Here is a 14,787-nt window from a genome sequence, read left to right as displayed (position 1 = left end):
TAAATCTCCAAAGAAGCGTTACAGTATGCCTGCATCAAGCAATGCCTGTTTCACTCGAGGCTGTAAGTCAGCATTCAAAACAGTGAGAGGCAAACGCAGCGTACCATCAGCAATCAAGCCCATTTCATGCAATGCCCATTTTACAGGGATTGGGTTCGCTTCTACGAAAAGATCGTTGTGCAGCGGCATCAGCTTTTCATTGATTGAACGGGCTTCATCCATTTCACCTGCCAGCGCTAGCTTCATCATTTTCGCCATTTGCGCGGCAGCAATATTGTTCGTAACAGAAATCACGCCATGACCGCCCGCTGCGACGAAATCAAGGCCAGTGAAGTCATCACCACTTAATAAGAGAAAATCTTCACGACAAAGTTCACGGTGTTGACGCACACGATCGAGATCACCGGTCGCATCTTTGATGCCAATGATGTTCTTGAACTCAGAAAGACGACCCACGGTTTCAGGCAGCATGTCTGCGACGGTACGACCTGGCACGTTATAAAGAATCTGTGGCAGTTCGCTAGACTCAGAGATGGCTTTAAAATGCTGATACAAACCTTCTTGTGAAGGTTTGTTGTAATAAGGCACCACGCTCAAGCAACCCGCAATGCCTGAGCCTGCGAACATTTTGCTAAAAGTAATGGCTTCATGCGTTGCATTTGCACCTGTCCCTGCAATGACAGGAATACGGCCATCTGCAAACTCCAGTGTTTTCAGAACAATCTTGATGTGCTCTTCGACGGTGACAGTTGCAGACTCACCCGTTGTTCCCACAGAAACAATGGCGTCAGTTCCAGCATCAACGTGAAAATCAACGAGATTTTTTAAACTGGCGTAATCAATCTCACCAGAGCTATCCATCGGCGTGGCAAGTGCCACGATACTTCCTGAAAACATTTCCTTCTCCAAAAATGCGTTTTCGACCATGGTACTTTTGGCGCAGGGCAAAAACAAGCGTATAGAGTAGGCCTATTCCTTGTGTTTGCGCGGTTGATCACCGTGAAAATGAACGATATTGTTCATTGAAACGTATACCTTTTCTCTAAATGACTAAATGCGTTTTTTCTTATAGTCGCATTTTCGGTGCAGTTGAAGCAGAAAACACGAATTTCTTGCCTCAATGCTATTGCTGCACCATGAGAGATTGGGTCAAAAAACATCGCGTTTCCATGCCAAAATGCATCGTAACGATCAGGCATTGACTGGCATTGTCGATCAATGAGCCACGAATGATAAAAATGAAAAAGGAAGACACATGCAAACGTTAACCGCGGGTGTAGCTGCACCGGATTTTTCGCTGCAAGACCAAAATGGAAACACCGTTTCGCTAAGCCAGTTCAAAGGCAAAAATAAGGTGCTGGTATATTTCTATCCAAAAGCGATGACGCCAGGTTGCACCACTCAGGCCTGTTCACTGCGTGACAGCAAAAGTGAGTTAGAGGCGTTAAACACGGTTGTTTTAGGTATTAGCCCTGATCCAGTAAAAAAACTGAAAGGCTTTGAAGAGAAGAAAGCGCTTAACTTTACGCTGCTGAGTGATGAAGACCACGCGGTGGCCGATACCTTTGGTGTTTGGGGACCGAAAAAATTCATGGGTCGTGAATATGATGGCATCCATCGCCTGAGTTTCTTGATTGGTGAAGACGGTAACGTTGAGCACGTGTTCAACAAATTCAAAACCAAAGATCACCACGACGTCGTCATTGGTTATCTCAAAGGCGAATAACACCAAACGCGGTGTTACCAACTGATAGAAAAGAGAAAGCCGACGATTGTCGGCTTTCTCTTTTCTATCATAGCTTGTCGCTTACTCTCTCATGACCGCTGAAAAATTGATTGCTCAGCAGGAAAAGGAAGCGCTAGTGCATCAGGAAACTCGCGATTTCGCGCAATCAATTTAGCTTTCTCTACAATCGCATCTTGTTGCAGCGAGGCTGTGAGTATCAAAGACGGTGTTTGCCAACCGACGGGCAATGAAACCCAGCCCTTAGCTTCACAATGAGCAATAATACGGTCTGCAGCCTGAAGCGCCGACGAGGCTTTGACTAGCTCGACCCGCGCGTAACGCTCACCCTCAAATGTTGCATCTGCGGCGCGCAAACTAGGGTCGTTACCCGGTATCTGCTGAGCGCCACAAAGTGGTTTACCACCCACTTCTGCATGTTCAAAATCAGGCAACCATTGACTGAAATGGGAAATAGCGCGTTCTGTTCGTTGACGAATGTCGCCCCACTCCCAGCCACCATCGGCTTTCACCACCATATGTTCTGGCAAATTCGGTTGTGCTGACTCAGCAGTGCTCGACACCAAACCACCTTCAAACAACGTGATGTCTTGGCTCATGCCGTGCAATTGAATAAACCCTTGGGCGTAGGGTGTCAGTTGCGCCATACCCTGCGGTGTGCCACGTTCGCCGTGTACGATGACCTCTGGCCACATACCCGGCTGCGATGGCCAATGCGCCACATAGGCAGCTTTGTATTCCACCCAGCGCTGGCGCGGAAGCGATACTAGGTCGTCCAATACACCAGTACGAAAGCCACAAGCATTAATCACAAAATCGACCTGATGAGCCAGTGCATTGCCATCAGTATCCTGCGTTCGAATCGTCCAACTGTCTTGCGACTTATCAAGACCTGTCACTTTTTGGTTGAGGTGTACTTGGCAATTGGGCGATTGCGCTAAACCAAGATCAGCAGTCGCAGCCATACGAAACACACTGAGTCCATATTCTTGCACTACGACCAAAGGAAACTTGAATTTGTCATGTGGCATAAACTTCGCCACAGGGATCAACCAGTCGTCAGGCGTTTGAGGGGTTTCTGGCAGTGGGCGCTGCGCCAAACGTACCAGATCCTCTTTCTCGTAGAGCGTGAAATATTGGTCAGGCTCCCCCAAAACAGCGTTGTTTGGGTCACATTCAATAAGCGTACGGTAATGTTCAGTAAGCAGTGCAAGACGGCTCAAAATGGCATCTGGCTCTCCTGCATCTGTCGTTGGGATAGCAATAACGGTAGGGCGACGATTCACAGAGTGAGGATACGCACGTACTGTCGCAATAGATTGCTCCAGTAAGGCGATACACTGCGCTTCGGAAATCTCACGATAGAGATTACCGCCGGCATGTAAATGGCAAATCGGCGGACCACTGACCAAGCTCTTTCCCGCTTCAATCAAAAGCGTTTCAATGCCCAACCCTGCCATTTTTAATGCCGCAGTCGCACCTGCAACGCCGCCTCCGACAATACCGACTTTAAACGGCGCTTTTGTCGTCGCCAACCCTGAACGCTCATTACCCATCAAGATCGAAACTCTCATTTTAATTGTTATTAATGTTTATCTGCGTAAACAAGAAGAGACCCTTAAAGGTCTCTACTTATTACCTTGTTCTAACCATTACGGATCATTTTAGTTGGAAGATTCTTCCACTGCATCATCTTCAAGATCATTCGATGGCAATGCATTCCATACAGCCTTAACCAATGTGGCCAGAGGAATCGCAAAAAACACCCCCCAGAACCCCCAAAGACCACCGAACACCAAAACAGCCACAATAATGGCGACAGGATGCAGGTTTACCGCTTCAGAAAACAGAACCGGCACCAGCACATTGCCATCAAGGGCTTGAATAATGCCGTAGGCAAGCATCAAATACCCGAGTTCGGGGCTGATCCCCCATTGGAACAAGGCCACCATGAAAATCGGTAGCGTAACCGCTGCAGCACCGATATAGGGGATCAACACTGACAATCCTGTTGCCACGCTCAGCAACGCGGCGTAACGCAAATCTAATAGCGAAAAGGTAATGTAGCTGGCGATGCCAACAATGATGATTTCTGTCACCTTGCCACGAATATAATTGGAAATCTGCTCGTTCATCTCTGTCCCAACACGATTGGTCAGGCGACGATTTCGCGGCAGCACCGTGCTGAATGACGCCAGCATTTGATCTCGGTCTTTGAGCAAGAAAAACAGCAATAATGGCACCAGAATCAGATATACCGCCAACGTTGCTAAACTCACTAGTGATGCCAATGAGCCTTTCACTGCCGTTTCCCCTAAGCCAAGCACGCGACTTTGCAACGTATCAATGAAAGCTTTGACCATCTGTGGCTGGATAACGTCTGGGTAGGCTTCCGGCAAGTGGGAAATGTAATTCTGTAAATCGTTGAACATGGTAGGAATATCGGCAATCAGATTGATCACCTGCGTCCAAATGGTAGGCACCAGACCGAAACAGGCCAATAGCATCAAGCCAACAAAAATTGTTAGTACAAGAATGACAGAGGCAACACGAGGCAAGCCAAATGACACCATCTTTGACACAGGCCATTCCAATAAATACGCCAATACAATAGCCACCAGCAGCGGCGCTAACAAATTGCCAAAGAAGTAAATGACAACAAAGCCCACAACAAGCAAAGCGATCAGGCTGACCGCATGGGGGTCAGAAAATCGTCTTTGGTACCAGCGGTTAAGCATTTCTAGCATGTAAATTCCCGTTTAAAGTTTGGTGACGCAAAACACCGTCACTCCATGAACAATCTGCTGTTCGAAATCAAACCCATTACTGTTCAAGTAGCGAGGAATGTCTTTCAATGCACCGCTGTCCGATACATATAGCGCTATTTGCTCTCCCTGCCCCAACGTTGCACAGGCTCTTTTGGCCATAAGCAACGCCATAGGACAACGTTGCTCACGCAAATCAAGGGATTGAATTTCCATTCTTTCTCACTGATCGCTATTATCGACCGCATTGTATACTCAAACGGCGCGGAGAAGTAGTTTGGGTAATAGTGACATTGGGGTAATTTGGGTAAACAATACAGAACCTCTCAATAGGTTTGGTGTCTACTTCTAAGATATCGCATTCTTACCTTTCCGCGTGCTGGAGGCACTCACGTCAGTTATGCAGCTGTTCAAAAAAATGACGACTAGCCTGCTTGTCGCATCTCTCTCGCTGTCTTCACCGGTTATGGCAACAAGCTACAGCGAACTGCCGGATATTGGCACCGTAGCGGCAGGCACTTTATCGGTCGAGAAAGAGATAGAATACGGTAATGCCTACATGCGTATGTTGCGTGGTAGCCAACCGATCGTTACCGACCCTCTTCTTTCGGAGTATATTTCATCGCTCGGTGCGACATTAGTTGCAAATGCGAATGATGTAAAAACACCGTTTGAATTCATTCTAATTCGCAATCGTGACATTAATGCATTCGCATTCTTTGGTGGTCATGTTGCTTTGCATACGGGTCTGTTTCTTCACGCTCAAAGCGAAAGTGAATTAGCCTCGGTTGTCGCTCACGAAATCGCACACTTAACCCAACGCCACCTTGCTCGCGCGATGGAAGAGCAAGCAAGACAAACACCGCTCACCATGGCAGCCCTCGTTGGATCACTCATGCTCGCGATCGCGGCACCGCAAGCGGGTATCGCGGCAGCACAAGCCACGACAGCAGCATCCATTCAAAGCCGAATCAATTACACGCGAAGCAATGAAAAAGAAGCGGACCGCGTCGGTATCGAAACCCTTTCTCGATCTGGGTTCGACGTAAATGCCATGCCGCGATTCTTCACACGTTTGTCTGATCAATATCGCTTTGCGTCAAAACCACCCCAGTTTCTGCTCACGCACCCAATGCCTGACGCGCGTATCACAGATTCTCGTGAACGGGCGCAACAGTATCCGCAAAAAACGGTCCCTTATTCGCCGGAATATCAACTGGCACGATCGCGCGTTATTGCAAGGTATGCCGGTATCGATGCAAGCGCGGCGTTAGATGGTTTTAATCGTGATTTGAAGAAAGCCTCACCCGCACAAGCGCAATCATTAAATTACGGCAAGGCGCTGGTCTATATCGATAGCCGCCAATTTGACAAAGCAGGGGCACTACTGACGCCACTTTATAAAGCGCAGCCAAACAACCGCTTTTTCCTCGATGCAATGACCGACCTTGATGTTAGCCAGAAACATTTTGACCAAGCATTGAAACGCCTTAACACCGCATTGGAAAGCCAACCCAATAATCCTGTTTTGTTATTAAATCGGGATTACGTGCTGGTGAAAGCGGAAAAATATAAACAAGCCACGTCTGGGCTCATGCAATATACCCATCGCTACCCTAATGACACCAATGGCTGGTCGCTGCTTCAAGAAGCGTATGACAATCAAGGGATACGTCATGGCGCTCTAGCTGCGCAAGGCGAGCTATACGCGTTACAAGGACGCTGGCACAAAGCCATTAACAATTACACACAAGCTAGCCAGCTCGTCGATCTTGGCAGTCTTGATCAAGCTCGTTACGATGCACGTATTGACCAGCTTAGGGTTGAAGAAGCGCGATATGCTGCACTTCAGCGCTAACACTAAGATAATAACAATAAACATTGCGACGACGAACGCAGTAAAAAGGAGCTTTCATGTCAGTCACCATTTATCACAACTCTCGCTGCTCAAAGAGCCGTCAAACACTTGCACTTCTTACCGAGCGAGGCATTGAACCTGAGATTGTGGCGTATTTGGATACACCACCTTCAATTGAAACCATCAAAACTCTGCTGTCTCAGCTAGGTTTTGACTCTCCACGCCAAATGATGCGCACCAAGGACGATATCTATAAAGAACTCCATTTAGGCGATGCTTCCGTGACCGACGAGCAGTTAATCGTTGCGATGTCAGCTAACCCGAAACTGATTGAGCGCCCAATCGTGGTTGCTAATGGCAAAGCCGCAATGGGACGTCCACCTGAAAGCGTGCTTGATATCCTCTAATGACTGACATATTGGTGCTCTACTACAGCCGCCATGGCGGAACAAAAAAGCTTGCGCGTCTCATTGCCCGAGGCATCGAGTCAACGGGCGCTGTCGCGAGACTACGCACCGTGCCAGAACTGGCTACTGCAGGTGAAGACCCGATATTTTCTGAACCTGATGACCCGTTTGTTACCCTTGATGATCTGACGGCTTGTGATGGGTTGGCACTGGGGAGCCCCGTGCGTTTTGGCAATATGGCAGCGCCACTGAAGTACTTTATCGACAGCACCAGCAAAGCATGGCTAGCAGGCACCTTGATTGGCAAACCTGCCATCGTGTTCAGTTCAGGTTCAATGCTTCACGGTGGACAAGAAACCACACTGCAATCAATGATGTTGCCATTGCTGCATCACGGCATGATCATTGTGGGTCTCCCGCATTCAGAACCTGCCTTACACACGACATCAGGCGGTGGTTCACCCTACGGCCCATCTCACGTGACGGGCGAAGGTCGTCGTCAACCCGACAGTGATGAAAAAGCACTCGCCATGGCAGCAGGTAAGCGATTAGCCGATATCGCCACCAAGCTGCAACATTGATAAAAGGAGTTATCCGTTGTTCTCTTCTACCTCTCGCCTCAGGGCGACTGCACTTTCTTCCTATCTCGGTTTGTTTGTCTGGGTTGCCCTTTGGCACGGCGTGTTATCGCCGCATGTGCACGTGAACCCCTATGGTGTAACCATTGCGTGGCTATTGCCTTTGCTTTTGCCATTGAAAGGGATTCTCACGGGTAAACCCTACACCAATGCGTGGGCAAATTTCATTTTGATGTTTTACTTCATCCACGCATTAACAATCCTTTGGGTCGATCAAGGGGAGCGCTGGCTAGCATTGGTGGAGTTGCTTCTGACGTCTATTTCATTTGTCAGCAACATCTATTTCGCCAAACGCAAAGGGCAAGAATTAGGATTGGGTCTGAAAAAGCTGTCTCAAGTTGAACGCGAGGAAAAGGCGCGATTTGAGAAGTAATTGTAACTAGCAATCAAATAGACATAAAAAAAGCAGATGACTAATCATCTGCTTTTTTTTTCGCTTAGTTTAACGACTCCGCTAGCCAATCCACTGATAAGTGATTGCTGGCGTTACTGGCACAACAGCATCAGGAACAACCAGTGACGGAACAACAACGCCATCGATCATCTCACCCGACTCGATACTTGCAGGCTGTGTAGGCGCAGGAATCACTGACGGCTCAGGTAACACTTCAACACGACGTAAACGACGATCTGTCATCATCTCATTGTGAAAGATCTCTTCATTCGCCAACAAGCTGATACGGAACGTTGCCGTCCCTTCCTCGATTGACTCCAAACGGAGCGCTGCAACAGAATTAAGCCCTTTGAGGGTACGTTCAACCACGAAGAAATCTTCAGCATCATTTAAGCCGGAGATTCGCAGCGCTTTGGCACTGCTATCTGCCACACCCAAGTTAATCGCCAAACGATCAGCATAATAATCCGAGATATCGTCGATCATTTTTGCAAAAGCCTGTGCAGGTGCACCCGCAGCCTGACCTTCTATCGGCGCATCATTGCCAATGCTTGCAGCATTTGGGAACAACTGCCAGCTCAGGCGATTATCGCGCACTTTCACCACAGCTACGCCAGTTGGGTTATAACGCGCACTGGCTTGTGAAATAGGCGCCGCAAAGCCACCCCACAGATCTGGAATAGACACCGCGACCACATCATCAAAGTCGCCCACAGGCATAAGCACAGGTAAACCACGGCGCTCACCTTCCGCTTTTAGGGTATCAATAAGCGCAGAGCCCGATTGTTCCCACACCACGTTACGCTGCGACGCATTGTCTTCCACCAACCAGAACAAGACTTCTGGACGCGGTAAGCCCCAGTAAGGAGCCTGCGCCTGTGTCAGTAAGGTACGAATTTTGGCATCATCAAATGCCAGCACCAATGTGCGTAATCCCTCTGACTCGCCATAACCCAACTGAGTAATGTATTGATTCACAGACGGCAGCGCTTTTTGAATAACAGCATTGTCACCCAACGCAGATTCGCCCGACGTGCGTACCAGCACATCAACAAACGCTTTTTGTTTTGCCGCTTGCTCCGTTGCTCTGTCGCTATCATCCAGCACCACTTCTGTACTGAATAGAGACGCGGCCATTGCGCTGGTTTGCCCAAACGCTAACGCTAAAACGAAAAAGAAGATCCGTAACATATATTTGCCAGATAACTCGATTTTTAAACGTTGATCATAAATTGAAGCCACACTGTCAGCAATGGCAAAACACCGAATTTGAGTGATATACCCAAACCACCGACGATGGGCTCAATACCTCGCACATATTCATTGACCGCATACTGAGCAAAAAGTTAGCAACAATAGGTGCAACTCGTCGACAAGATGACGAGTGATGCTGCAGTGCCCTTACTCTTCATGATAGTATCCGCCGATTTTTATATTTCAGGAAGGAGCGTCATGATGCAATTCTTACTCGGAGCACAAATGTTATTTGTAGCCTTCGGCGCGTTAGTACTGGTTCCGCTACTCACCGGACTAGACCCTAACGTCGCGTTGTTTGGTGCTGGTGTCGGCACTCTGCTTTTCCAACTCGTGACAAAACGCTCCGTCCCCATTTTCCTCGCGTCCTCTTTTGCTTTCATCGCACCTATCATGTTTGGCGTTCAAACTTGGGGTATTCCTGCCACCATGGGCGGCCTAATGGTAGCTGGGGTGGTTTATGTCATCATGGGTGGCATCATTAAAGTCAGAGGTGTTGGCTTTATCCACAAACTACTTCCACCTGTAGTGGTTGGCCCCGTGATCATGGTCATTGGCCTTGGTTTAGCCCCAGCAGCCGTCAATATGGCACTGGGGAAATCAGGTGACGGCGCATTTCAGTTAGTTGATGGGTCAGTCGCGCTTTGGATTTCAGGTATTTCACTGGCAACGACCATTGCGATGTCTGTATTCGCCAAAGGCTTCTTCAGGCTAGTGCCTATTTTGGCCGGTATTATTTCAGGCTATGTGACAGCATTATTCTTTGGCGTGGTCGACTTTTCACCTGTACTGAACGCCGCTTGGCTCGCCATGCCTGCCTTTACCGCGCCTGCATTTAACATTAACGCGATTCTGTTCATGATCCCTGTTGCCATTGCCCCTGCCGTTGAACATGTGGGTGACATGCTGGCAATATCGAATGTCACCGGTAAAGACTACCTGAAAAAACCAGGCCTGCACCGCACCATGGCGGGCGATGGTGTAGCAACTATCGCCGCATCCATGTTTGGCGCTCCACCAAATACTACCTACAGTGAAGTGACTGGCGCGGTCATGCTGACACGTGCATTCAACCCAGCCATCATGACGTGGGCAGCAGTTACCGCCATTATCTTGGCATTTGTCGGTAAATTGGGCGCAGTGCTGCAAACTATTCCAGTTCCTGTCATGGGCGGCATCATGATCTTGCTGTTTGGCTCAATTGCCACTGTCGGTCTTAACACCTTGATCAAAAATCAGGTCGATTTGCACAAAGCCCGTAATCTGACCATTGTGGCGGTCACGCTGGTATTTGGTATCGGTGGCATGGCATTTGGTATTGGTGAATTCAGCCTACAAGGCATCAGCCTTTGCGGTATCGTCGCTATCTTGCTGAACCTTATTCTGCCGCATGACATGGGTGAAACCCACGTTGTTGATAATGCCCAGATGGAAGACTAAGCCTCTGAGCGCATTTCACTAAGCACAAAAAAGGCTTCCCTCGGGAAGCCTTTTTTACATATCGCGTTTCCGCTTTCGATTACCGCACGATTACTTAGTACCGAAAATCTTGTCGCCTGCATCACCCAAGCCAGGAACGATATAGCCTTTGTCATTCAGCTTTTCATCGATTGCAGCGGTGTACAGTTCAACGTCTGGGTGCGCTTTTTCCAAGGCATCAAGACCTTCAGGTGCCGCAACCAGAACCAATACTTTGATGTTGTCACAACCATTTTCTTTCAGCAGATCGATCGTCGCGATCATTGAGCCACCGGTTGCTAACATTGGGTCAACCACCAGCGCCATACGCTCTTCGATGTTGCTTGCGAGCTTGTGGAAGTAAGGCACAGGCTCTAGCGTTTCTTCATCGCGGTAAATACCAACAACACTGATGCGTGCACTTGGAATGTGCTCCAATACGCCGTCCATCATGCCCAGACCTGCACGCAGGATTGGCACAACCGTCACTTTCTTACCTTTGATCTGGTCAACTTCAACCGGGCCGTTCCAGCCTTCAATAGTGACTTTTTCCGTTTCGAAATCTGATGTTGCTTCGTACGTTAGCAGGCTGCCAACTTCGGTCGCTAATTCACGGAAACGTTTGGTGCTGATATCACCTTCACGCATCAAACCGATTTTATGCTTAACCAGTGGGTGCTTAACCTCAACGACTTTCATGACAGACTCCTGAAAAAAACAAATTCCCCGCATTATACACAAGAAAAATGGGTGGAATAGTTACATACAACCAGTTGCGGTTTTTTGCTGCAATTTGCCTTACGCAAACGTTTTCCTTTTTAGAATGTCGCTGTTAAAATGGCGCGGCTTTTAAGTCCACAACTCGGTAAGGATCCCCAGTGAGCGATAATAAGTCTTCTCTAAGCTACAAAGATGCAGGTGTAGATATCGATGCAGGCAACGCCCTGGTCGACAGAATCAAAGGCGTAGTTAAGCGCACTCGTCGTCCTGAAGTGATGGGTGGTATCGGTGGCTTCGGCGCACTTTGTGAACTGCCTACGAAATACAAACATCCGGTACTGGTATCAGGTACTGACGGTGTAGGCACCAAACTTCGCCTAGCGATGGATCTGAAAAAACACGACACCATTGGTATTGATTTGGTCGCGATGTGTGTCAACGACCTGATTGTTCAAGGTGCAGAACCGCTATTTTTCCTTGATTATTACGCAACAGGTAAGCTGGATATTGATACCGCAGCAAGTGTTGTTACGGGTATTGGTGAAGGTTGCTTGCAATCAGGCTGTGCACTGATCGGTGGTGAAACCGCTGAAATGCCAGGTATGTACGAAGGTGAAGATTACGACGTGGCAGGTTTCTGCGTCGGCGTTGTGGAAAAAGAAGACATTATTGATGGGACGAAAGTCAGCGCTGGCGATGCCATCATTGCTATCGCTTCATCAGGCCCTCACTCAAACGGTTACAGCTTGGTTCGCAAAATCATCGAAGTGTCTAACGCCGATGTCAATGCAGAGCTGGACGGTAAAACGCTAGGTGAGCATCTGCTAGAGCCTACCCGCATTTATGTGAAGCCTGTTTTGAAGATGTTGGAAACCTGCGATGCGCATGCGATTTCTCACATCACCGGTGGTGGTTTCTGGGAAAATATCCCTCGCGTATTGCCGCAAGGCACTAAAGCCGTTATCGACGGCAACAGCTGGGAATGGCCAGCGATCTTCACGTGGCTACAAGAAAACGGCAACGTAACGGATCATGAAATGTACCGCACCTTCAACTGTGGTGTAGGCCTGATTGTTGCTCTACCAGCAGAACAAGCTCAACAAGCGATCGATATTCTGAATCAAGAAGGCGAAAACGCGTGGTTGTTAGGCAACATTGAAAACGCTGCCGCTGGTGAAGAACAGGTAGAGATCAAGGGGTAACCATGAAAAAGCTGGTTGTTCTGGTTTCAGGGAATGGTTCTAACCTTCAAGCAATTATCGATCGCTGTCATGACAGAAATGACATGCATATCGCGGCGGTGCTTGCGAACAAAGAAGAGGTCTATGGGCTAACACGCGCAACGGATGCGGGTATTGATGCAGTCGTGGTTGCCAGTAAAGGCATGACTGATCGCAGTCAATACGACAACCAGTTAATGGCGACCATTGATGAGTACGCGCCTGATTTAATCGTACTTGCGGGCTTTATGCGTATTTTGACACCGGAGTTTGTTCGTCACTATGAAGGCAAGATGTTAAACATCCACCCTTCACTGTTACCCAAATACCCGGGGTTAAATACCCACCAGCGCGCGATTGATGCAGGCGATACCGAACATGGCACGTCAGTACACTTTGTTACCGAAGAGCTAGATGGTGGCCCTGTTATTCTTCAGGCGCGTGTACCTATCTTTGAAGACGACAATGCAGACAATGTCTTTGCTCGTATTCAAGAGCAAGAGCATCGCATCTACCCTCTTGTCATTGAATGGTTCTGCCAAGGTAGGCTTGAAATGACCGAAGGTAATGCAGTGTTAGACAGTGCAACGCTCGGCCTGCATGGCTATGCGTTTGAGTAACTGAAGCTATTTTATTCTTCAATAACGCCGTGCTCAGCGAAAATTAGCGAATAAAAAAACGCGCCCATTCAGTGGCGCGTTTTTTTATATCTCAGGTTTTCTATCAAAGTTCCCTAAGCGTTTTGTACTGCTCTCATCTTCTGCGCGATTTCTGCCTGATTACAGGTAATCACCTCACCCAAATGAAACACACAATATTCACCCGGCTGCATTTTATGCCAGGTTTCATTGTTGGTCAGTGGTTGAGTGGCGATCACCGTGACGACATCATTCGGCGTGGTTTCTTGCTGAAAATCCACCGTCACTTCTTCGTCAATTAAACTGGCTTTGCCAAAGGGTGCGCGGCGCGTTATCGAGTGCAGATTATTGGTGCAATACGCCATGACATAATCACCATCACTGAACAGCATGTTGAATACCCCCAGTTCACGGAGTGTGTCACAACGGCTCGCGATAAAGCGAAACACTTCCGTCATGTCTTCAGGCTTGTCCGGATAGTGCTTTTCGATCTCACACAGCAGCCAACAAAATGCCTTTTCACTGTCCGTTTCACCAACAGGTTTGAAATGGCCTGTCGGTAAATCTTCATATCCTGTCAGCTGCCCATTGTGCGCGTAGGTCCAATAACTGCCCCAGATTTCGCGAGTAAATGGGTGAGTGTTCACCAAATTCACATCACCACGGTTCGCTTGACGAATATGACTAATCACCGCACAGCTTTTGATCGGATAACTCTGCACCAACTCAGCAATCTTCGAATTACAGCTTGGGTTGGGATCTTTAAACGTACGAAAGCCTTTGCCTTCATAAAAGACGATACCCCAGCCATCACGATGAGGGCCTGTATTGCCCCCTCGCTGAATTAGACCCGTAAAACTAAAACATATATCGGTGGGTACATTGGCACTCATACCAAGAAGTTCACACATATTCCGTCACGCTTTCCTTGGATTATTTTTCCATTTCTTTTTCAACTAACTGGATCAAGATATGAATAATCTTGATATGTACCTCTTGGATACGATCAGCATAACCAAAGTGAGGGACGCGGATTTCAATGTCCGCCAAACCCGCCATTTTGCCGCCGTCTTTACCCGTTAGCATAATGGTTTTCATGCCTTTGGTTTTTGCAGCTTCAATCGCTTTCAGGATGTTACCTGAATTACCAGACGTCGATAGACCAAACAACACATCACCCTTCGAACCAACAGCTTCTAGGTAGCGTGAAAAAACAAATTCGTAGCCAAAATCGTTACTCACACAAGAAATATGGCTTGGGTCAGAAATCGCAATCGCAGGATAGCCTGGGCGATTTTCACGGTAACGACCGGTCAACTCTTCAGCAAAGTGCATCGCGTCACAGTGCGAGCCACCGTTACCACATGACAACACTTTTCCGCCGGCTTTGAATGAATCTGCCAGCAAAGTTGCCGCCGCTTCAATATCAGCAATATTTTTGTCGTCACTAAGAAACGCATTTAGCACGTGAGCTGCTTCATTGAGCTCGGAGCGAATCAGATCTTGGTACATGGGCAATTCTCTTTATTGATTGTTGACTGTTTGCGGAGCAAGCCGCTGGCCTATCGAAGCAGTGTACCTGTAAAAGCCAGAAGCTGTCGATAATCAGGCTCACCTTCTGATTACTTCATAAAAACAGATGCCTAATAATTGCACGGCGTTTAATTGTCTCTCAGTGTGAAGCATTGTGC

At 48.1% G+C, this 14,787-nt stretch carries 16 protein-coding genes; 8 read left to right on the top strand and 8 right to left on the bottom strand.

The window, feature by feature from the left end:
* Positions 1–18: 18 nt before the first annotated feature.
* Positions 19–897, bottom strand: coding sequence for a 4-hydroxy-tetrahydrodipicolinate synthase (gene dapA / locus ACED36_RS19105; RefSeq protein ID WP_016960060.1), 879 nt, complete (start codon positions 895–897; stop codon positions 19–21).
* A gap of 358 nt (positions 898–1,255) precedes the next feature.
* Between dapA and bcp the strand changes: the two genes are divergently transcribed.
* Entirely contained in the window at positions 1,256–1,726 is a 471-nt protein-coding gene (gene bcp, locus ACED36_RS19100; RefSeq protein WP_016960059.1) for a thioredoxin-dependent thiol peroxidase, read from the top strand.
* Between the two features lie 89 nt (positions 1,727–1,815).
* Here the strand turns inward: bcp and ACED36_RS19095 are convergent, their stop codons facing one another.
* The 3 genes from ACED36_RS19095 to ACED36_RS19085 all read right to left on the bottom strand — a co-directional run bounded on the left by ACED36_RS19095 (position 1,816) and on the right by ACED36_RS19085 (position 4,725).
* Positions 1,816–3,300: an FAD-dependent oxidoreductase gene (locus ACED36_RS19095; protein ID WP_016960058.1), complete on the bottom strand. Its 1,485-nt coding sequence runs from the start codon at positions 3,298–3,300 to the stop codon at positions 1,816–1,818.
* 108 nt (positions 3,301–3,408) lie between these two features.
* The gene (locus tag ACED36_RS19090) at positions 3,409–4,491 is read right to left on the bottom strand and encodes an AI-2E family transporter (RefSeq protein WP_016960057.1); all 1,083 of its coding nucleotides are present in this window, start codon (positions 4,489–4,491) and stop codon (positions 3,409–3,411) included.
* A gap of 12 nt (positions 4,492–4,503) precedes the next feature.
* On the bottom strand, positions 4,504–4,725 hold the full coding sequence (locus ACED36_RS19085) for a sulfurtransferase TusA family protein (RefSeq protein WP_016960056.1): 222 nt from the start codon (positions 4,723–4,725) through the stop codon (positions 4,504–4,506).
* 184 nt (positions 4,726–4,909) lie between these two features.
* Between ACED36_RS19085 and ACED36_RS19080 the strand changes: the two genes are divergently transcribed.
* The 4 genes from ACED36_RS19080 to ACED36_RS19065 are packed head-to-tail and all read left to right on the top strand — an operon-like array spanning position 4,910 to position 7,785.
* A complete protein-coding gene (locus ACED36_RS19080) occupies positions 4,910–6,367 on the top strand; it encodes a M48 family metalloprotease (RefSeq protein ID WP_016960055.1) in 1,458 nt (485 codons plus the stop codon).
* Positions 6,368–6,423: 56 nt separating this feature from the next.
* Positions 6,424–6,774 (top strand): arsenate reductase (glutaredoxin), encoded by a 351-nt coding sequence (gene arsC, locus ACED36_RS19075; protein ID WP_017006713.1) that lies wholly within the window; start codon positions 6,424–6,426, stop codon positions 6,772–6,774.
* Positions 6,774–7,355 (top strand): NAD(P)H:quinone oxidoreductase, encoded by a 582-nt coding sequence (wrbA, locus tag ACED36_RS19070; RefSeq protein WP_371733698.1) that lies wholly within the window; start codon positions 6,774–6,776, stop codon positions 7,353–7,355. The genes arsC and wrbA overlap by 1 nt, the downstream gene beginning before the upstream one ends.
* Before the next feature lie 16 nt (positions 7,356–7,371).
* Complete coding sequence (locus tag ACED36_RS19065) at positions 7,372–7,785, top strand: DUF2069 domain-containing protein (protein WP_371733697.1); 414 nt, start codon at positions 7,372–7,374, stop codon at positions 7,783–7,785.
* 81 nt (positions 7,786–7,866) lie between these two features.
* On the opposite strand, the gene ACED36_RS19060 is transcribed toward ACED36_RS19065, so the two are convergent.
* The gene (locus tag ACED36_RS19060) at positions 7,867–9,048 is read right to left on the bottom strand and encodes a DUF2066 domain-containing protein (RefSeq protein ID WP_371733696.1); all 1,182 of its coding nucleotides are present in this window, start codon (positions 9,046–9,048) and stop codon (positions 7,867–7,869) included.
* 210 nt (positions 9,049–9,258) lie between these two features.
* Here ACED36_RS19060 and ACED36_RS19055 point away from each other — a divergent pair, with 210 nt between their 5' ends.
* Complete coding sequence (locus ACED36_RS19055; protein ID WP_026023989.1) at positions 9,259–10,500, top strand: uracil-xanthine permease family protein; 1,242 nt, start codon at positions 9,259–9,261, stop codon at positions 10,498–10,500.
* 90 nt (positions 10,501–10,590) lie between these two features.
* Here the strand turns inward: ACED36_RS19055 and upp are convergent, their stop codons facing one another.
* The gene (upp, locus tag ACED36_RS19050) at positions 10,591–11,217 is read right to left on the bottom strand and encodes a uracil phosphoribosyltransferase (RefSeq protein WP_016960049.1); all 627 of its coding nucleotides are present in this window, start codon (positions 11,215–11,217) and stop codon (positions 10,591–10,593) included.
* A gap of 179 nt (positions 11,218–11,396) precedes the next feature.
* Here upp and purM point away from each other — a divergent pair, with 179 nt between their 5' ends.
* Together purM and purN are read left to right on the top strand one after the other, a co-directional pair.
* Positions 11,397–12,440 carry a phosphoribosylformylglycinamidine cyclo-ligase gene (gene purM / locus ACED36_RS19045; RefSeq protein WP_016960048.1) on the top strand — a complete coding sequence of 348 codons (1,044 nt, stop codon included), beginning with the start codon at positions 11,397–11,399 and terminating at the stop codon, positions 12,438–12,440.
* 2 nt (positions 12,441–12,442) lie between these two features.
* Positions 12,443–13,078: a phosphoribosylglycinamide formyltransferase gene (gene purN / locus ACED36_RS19040; RefSeq protein ID WP_016960047.1), complete on the top strand. Its 636-nt coding sequence runs from the start codon at positions 12,443–12,445 to the stop codon at positions 13,076–13,078.
* Positions 13,079–13,191: 113 nt separating this feature from the next.
* On the opposite strand, the gene ACED36_RS19035 is transcribed toward purN, so the two are convergent.
* The gene (locus tag ACED36_RS19035) at positions 13,192–14,007 is read right to left on the bottom strand and encodes a class II glutamine amidotransferase (RefSeq protein ID WP_016960046.1); all 816 of its coding nucleotides are present in this window, start codon (positions 14,005–14,007) and stop codon (positions 13,192–13,194) included.
* Between the two features lie 22 nt (positions 14,008–14,029).
* The gene (gene lpcA, locus ACED36_RS19030; RefSeq protein ID WP_016960045.1) at positions 14,030–14,608 is read right to left on the bottom strand and encodes a D-sedoheptulose 7-phosphate isomerase; all 579 of its coding nucleotides are present in this window, start codon (positions 14,606–14,608) and stop codon (positions 14,030–14,032) included.
* Between the last annotated feature and the right edge of the window lie 179 nt (positions 14,609–14,787).

The organism is Enterovibrio sp. FF113, from assembly GCF_041439165.1.
In the GTDB taxonomy this organism is placed as follows: Bacteria; Pseudomonadota; Gammaproteobacteria; order Enterobacterales; family Vibrionaceae; genus Enterovibrio; species Enterovibrio norvegicus_A.
The sequence above is the reverse complement of the archived record's forward strand: the minus strand, read 5'-3'. Positions and strand labels throughout refer to the sequence as shown.

Bases quoted from the DNA above. Each gene is read 5' to 3' on its own strand.
- ACED36_RS19085 (WP_016960056.1), bottom strand. From the start codon at position 4,725: ATGGAAATTCAATCCCTTGATTTGCGTGAGCAACGTTGTCCTATGGCG.
- ACED36_RS19090 (WP_016960057.1), bottom strand. From the start codon at position 4,491: ATGCTAGAAATGCTTAACCGCTGGTACCAAAGACGATTTTCTGACCCC.
- ACED36_RS19055 (WP_026023989.1), top strand. From the start codon at position 9,259: ATGATGCAATTCTTACTCGGAGCACAAATGTTATTTGTAGCCTTCGGC.
- dapA (WP_016960060.1), bottom strand. From the start codon at position 897: ATGTTTTCAGGAAGTATCGTGGCACTTGCCACGCCGATGGATAGCTCT.
- ACED36_RS19080 (WP_016960055.1), top strand. From the start codon at position 4,910: ATGCAGCTGTTCAAAAAAATGACGACTAGCCTGCTTGTCGCATCTCTC.
- upp (WP_016960049.1), bottom strand. From the start codon at position 11,217: ATGAAAGTCGTTGAGGTTAAGCACCCACTGGTTAAGCATAAAATCGGT.
- arsC (WP_017006713.1), top strand. From the start codon at position 6,424: ATGTCAGTCACCATTTATCACAACTCTCGCTGCTCAAAGAGCCGTCAA.
- lpcA (WP_016960045.1), bottom strand. From the start codon at position 14,608: ATGTACCAAGATCTGATTCGCTCCGAGCTCAATGAAGCAGCTCACGTG.
- ACED36_RS19095 (WP_016960058.1), bottom strand. From the start codon at position 3,300: ATGGGTAATGAGCGTTCAGGGTTGGCGACGACAAAAGCGCCGTTTAAA.
- purN (WP_016960047.1), top strand. From the start codon at position 12,443: ATGAAAAAGCTGGTTGTTCTGGTTTCAGGGAATGGTTCTAACCTTCAA.
- ACED36_RS19035 (WP_016960046.1), bottom strand. From the start codon at position 14,007: ATGTGTGAACTTCTTGGTATGAGTGCCAATGTACCCACCGATATATGT.
- bcp (WP_016960059.1), top strand. From the start codon at position 1,256: ATGCAAACGTTAACCGCGGGTGTAGCTGCACCGGATTTTTCGCTGCAA.
- wrbA (WP_371733698.1), top strand. From the start codon at position 6,774: ATGACTGACATATTGGTGCTCTACTACAGCCGCCATGGCGGAACAAAA.